Source organism: Saccharopolyspora sp. NPDC000995 (genome assembly GCF_053599315.1).
This window is the reverse complement of sequence record NZ_JBSFLZ010000235.1, coordinates 1-4,534: the sequence shown is the minus strand read 5'-3', so window position 1 is coordinate 4,534 and position 4,534 is coordinate 1. Positions and strand designations below refer to the sequence as shown.

General features: G+C 66.0%; 4 protein-coding genes and 1 pseudogene. 1 reads left to right on the top strand and 4 read right to left on the bottom strand.

The genetic code is table 11. The features are described 5' to 3' along the window. Positions 1 to 14: 14 nt before the first annotated feature. From ACWDKQ_RS35240 to ACWDKQ_RS35225, 4 genes and pseudogenes are all read right to left on the bottom strand, one after another. Positions 15 to 926: a MerR family transcriptional regulator gene (locus ACWDKQ_RS35240; RefSeq protein WP_450143083.1), complete on the bottom strand. Its 912-nt coding sequence runs from the start codon at positions 924 to 926 to the stop codon at positions 15 to 17. 179 nt (positions 927 to 1,105) lie between these two features. Continuing rightward, positions 1,106 to 1,696: pseudogene (locus ACWDKQ_RS35235) on the bottom strand (IS5 family transposase); the annotation flags it as partial. 409 nt (positions 1,697 to 2,105) lie between these two features. Next, a complete protein-coding gene (locus tag ACWDKQ_RS35230; RefSeq protein WP_010310090.1) occupies positions 2,106 to 2,309 on the bottom strand; it encodes a cold-shock protein in 204 nt (67 codons plus the stop codon). A 407-nt stretch (positions 2,310 to 2,716) separates the two neighbouring features. Beyond that, positions 2,717 to 2,911, bottom strand: coding sequence for a hypothetical protein (locus tag ACWDKQ_RS35225; RefSeq protein WP_450143082.1), 195 nt, complete (start codon positions 2,909 to 2,911; stop codon positions 2,717 to 2,719). A 736-nt stretch (positions 2,912 to 3,647) separates the two neighbouring features. Here ACWDKQ_RS35225 and ACWDKQ_RS35220 point away from each other — a divergent pair. After that, a complete protein-coding gene (locus tag ACWDKQ_RS35220; RefSeq protein WP_450143081.1) occupies positions 3,648 to 4,346 on the top strand; it encodes a transposase in 699 nt (232 codons plus the stop codon). Positions 4,347 to 4,534: the final 188 nt, after the last annotated feature.

Below are 4,534 nucleotides of genomic sequence, written 5' to 3'. Positions count from 1 at the left end.
CACTAGGCCGTGTTTTAGGTAGCGGGTGAGTCTTGGGCGGATAGCTCTTCGGCCAGTTTTATACAGCGCAGGCGGGCTGGGGAGAAGTCGTAGGGCATCTTGCCGGCGACTTCGAACGCGCTCATGGAGTCAGCCTCCCGCCTGCCAGAGCTGAGGTCGGCCTCGTCCTCGCCGTCATCGGCGGTAGCAGGGTGCAAAGTGTCCCAGGCGTCGCAGAGGGCATCGTCGTCCTTGCCCAGGCCGGACTCCTCGATGACGGCCTGCAGGGCGCTTTCGAAGGCGTGCCGCTCGACGGCCACTTGAGCCACCCGTGGATCATCGACGGCGACGCTGTCATCGAGTGCCTCCTCGGCGTCATCGATGCGGTCGGAATCCTCCCGCAGAGTGGGATGCGTGGCCAGGACGACGAAGCGGGTGGCCTGGACGGCCGCGCCGAGCGGGCCGAAGATCCGCTCAGTGACCAGCAGACTGTCCAGGTCCGCCTGACGCAGGGAGCCTTCGGGCAGGCTCTTGAGGCGTTCGGTGACGAAGTCGGAGAGCAGGCCCATCCGGCTGCGTTCGGTGCGCATCCGCTGCACGGCGATCCGTTGCCGCCGCAATTCCGCCTCCTGCTCGGCGAGGGCTTCCTCCAACCGCTCCAGGATGCCCGCGATACCGTCTCCGCTGTCCGCACCGGCGGAAGCCATGCCGGTGGTAAAGGCGTCACGTATGTCGTCCAGGGCGATCCCGGCGTTGGCCATCTTGCGAACCCACAGCAGGCGGATTATGTCCTCGTACCCGTAGCGGCGGCGGTCATCACCGCCCCGCTCAGGCTCGGGGAGCAGGCCGATCTCGTGGTAATGGCGAATCGCCCGTGGCGTGCTGCCGGCGAAGGCCGCCGCGTCACCGATCTTGACCTGGCGGGGTGGCATGAAAGACGAATGCATGAGCAGGGACCTTTCCTCAAGGGATCGGGACGTAAGTCCACTGGACCACATGCCGCTACGGAAGGTGCAACTCTGTACACACCGCCCCGCGCCAATGCCAGGAAATGTGCCCTTCCTCCGTAATGACCGCAGGGCCGTCGTTTCCTGCTGGGGCATCCGCACGACGGCAGGCTGAGGGTTCACAGCCACTGATGAATCGCCGCGACCTGAACCGTCGCCTCGAACCGAACCGCAAGTTTGTCAAACCGGGTTGCCACGGCCCGGTGCTGCTTGAGACGGCTGATCCCGCATTCGACCGCGTGCCGAGCCTTGTAGTCTTCGCGGTCGAAGAAGGGCGGACGGCCACCGCCACGTCCGCGGCGCCTGCGGTTGCGGACCTGATCGACCGGCTCAGGAATCGTGCACCTGATGCCACGTCTGCGCAGGTAGGCGCGATTCGCGCGTGAAGAGTACGCCTTGTCGCCTCGCACCCGCAGCGGGCGGCTTCTCGGCCGGCCGACACCAGGCCGGGGCACCCCAATCGCGTTTAGGACCGGCTCGAACTGCGGACCGTCACCGCGCTGCCCGGCGGTGATCAGCAGCGACAACGGCTTCTGTCCCTGCTCACACGCCAGATGAATCTTCGTGGTGAACCCACCTCGCGACCTGCCCAATCCATAGTCTTCAGATTCGGCGCTCACTCCGCCTGGCGGTTCCTTCTGCACAGCACCGTGCCGACGGACACCGGCAGCGTGCTGGTGTGCCCGGCAGATGGTGGAGTCGACATTGACCTCCCAGAAGATCAGTCAGGCGAGTCACCGAGCTGGCTTCGCGAGAAGCCAGGGCTGTGGATCTCGCTGAGCCGCACCGCCGCGACATTGGCAGCAACCCGCAGCAGCGCAGAACCCACGTCAGGCCCATACGAAACCCATCCTTTATGACCCCAAGCCCCTGCGAGTCAGCCATCGCGTGCCCAACCCCGATGAGGAGAACGACCTGGTCAGGCACGGTTCAGCGCGCCACCCCGCAACAAAACTCAACATCCGGTGGTTCTGCCGCCGTAACTACCGGCCCCCTGTGATTCGGAATGTCCGTCGAGATCAAGGCTCGCACGACCGAGGCTCCGCAGCTGCACGCAACACCGACGAAACATGCCCGTGCCCGTCGATGACGGGCACGGGCACGCCGGTGCTTCAGCACTCAGATGACGCGCACGCCCTGGGCCTGCGGTCCCTTCTGTCCCTGGCCGATCTCGAACTCGACCCGCTGGCCTTCGTCGAGGGATTTGAAGCCGCTGCCCTGGATCTCCGAAAAGTGAACGAAGACGTCAGGTCCGCCGCCATCCTGGGCGATGAACCCGAAGCCCTTCTCGCCGTTGAACCACTTCACGCTGCCTTGCGCCATACCGAACTCTCCTAGCGGTGCCGTTTCCGCCTCACGGTGAGGTCAGCCGACAACCGACTTGACAGATTACATGGAGCACAACCCATCTGGCATCGTGTTCACCATGCTGGCCGCCCTGTCCGGAATGGAGCGCGAGTAGGTCTGCGACCGCACCCTGGAGGGCCAGGGTTCCGGTAGCAGCAGACCGGAGAACACCGGCAAGGCGTCCAGTTTGCTGAACACCTTGGCTGGCGCGCTGTTCGGGTGACGATCAGTGAACGGATCGAGGGAGAAACCGTCGTGAACGGCGGGTGCTGGCGCGGGTAACACGGGCCGCATGGCGGTTGGAACAGGCCGAGCAGAAACGCGCGTGGGCGTTGGCCTCCGCCCGTGTTGAGGGCGCAACCCGGCCCCGTCCAAAAGTGAGGCTAGTTCAAGGTGATCTGTGGGTGCATGGCCACGGCCAGTAGCCAGGTGATCTTTTCCCCGGCCTGGTCATCGTCGGCCAGGTGCACGTGGATGTCCTCGCGGCCAGGAGCTTCGTGGTGCAGCGTCCATGTTCCAGTTGCCTGGCGCTTGATCGTCAGGAGTGCCCCTGCGCCCAAGTGAATGATCCGCTCCATCGAACCCTCTGGTTAGTTTCGCCTCGCCTTGCTTGTCGCGAAGTATCCGAAGATTCATTCGAAACGCCCAGGGCCTTTCGACGCTAACCAGTCTCGGCGGTAGGCGCTCAGCGCGGCGGGGTTAGTCGGCTCGTTGACGTGCAGTGTTCTCGGCCGTGGTCTTGTGGGCGTGGCACGGAACACACAGGCTTTGGGCGTTGGCGTGGTCGAACATCGCGCCGCCCTGGCTAGGGCAGGATGTGGTCGACCTGTTCGGCGGGCCGACCGCAGCTGCGGCGGTTCGGTTCGCGGCGCAGGTGCTCGTCCCTGAACGCGATGTCGCGTCGGGCGAGTCGACCGCGGGGCTGGTGTCGGCTGTGTTGCTGCCACGGTTTGCGTTGGTGTTCGCCGCGTCGACCGGTGGTCGTGAGTGTGGTGCATCCGATGGCCGAGCAGCGCGTTGGTCGCGCGGTAGGCATGGTTTCACCCGTTTGCCGGATAACCGGATGTGCCCGGATGCGAGTCACATCGGCTACGTCGACCGGTCCGGAGCCTTCGTCGACGTGACCGGAACCGAGAGCTTCGGGGTCACGCCCGAGGGCAACGTGCCGCCCTTTCCTGGGACGGGGGCACGATCTGGTTAACCTACGAGGCGCGTATCACCGACCCGACTCCACCAGTATGACGACCGTCGAGACCCGCATCGCGAGCCGGACGGTGACCGGAGACCGCAACCTGATCGACCATTGGCGCGGCGATGCCGCTGCTGATTCCGTCCTCGTCCCGCTGGGGCATCCGGCAAGGTTGCGAGGGGCTACGGCGCCCGCATCGCGCCGGACCGGCTGCACCTGACCGTCCAGAACCGCGTCCTCGAGACCCCCACGGACACGAACGTAGTCGACAGGGATCTTGGGAGAAGGCCCGGGCGGGTCGTTGCCGCGCCGTGGTGATGTGTCGCGGGCTGGGTCGACGACGACACGGTGCTGTGCGGCGGTTGCGTCGGCGGCGACGACCGGCTGGCCACCGTCGACACCACACCCGGCACCCAACCCAGGGCGCCCATCCTGCCGGAGAACGACCGCGCCAACTACCCCATGCTGACGGTGATGGCGCCGCCTGCGCCGCCTGCGCCGCCTGCCCACTGACCGCACAGTGCACCACCGCGAAGACCGGCCGCACGATCACCATCAGTGCCCACGAGGCCGCGCTGCAAGCCGGGCGGGCGCGTCAAACCGATCCCGCCTGGCGTGCCGACTACCGCGCCACCCGCCCCAAAGTCGAACGCAAAATCGCTCATCTCATGCGCCACCGCCACGGCGGTCGCCGAGCCCGCGTCCGCGGACTGCTCAAAACAGCCGCCGACTTTTCACTGCTGGCCGCCGCCGTCAACCTCGCACGCCTCGGCACGCTCGGGATCGCCCGCACGGCAACCGGATGGACCACGACCACCGCCTGACCAGGCCCCAGCGGGCCCGCCAAGACACGCACGAGCCCCCTTGTCACGGCATACCGGCAACGATCACACCCGAACCCCGCCACACCACCGAACCCGATCGATGAGAACCCGCGACCACACCGACCCGCTCAACAAACACAGAACAGATCAAGCCTCCACAAACCCCGTTCGACACCAGCCACCTAGTA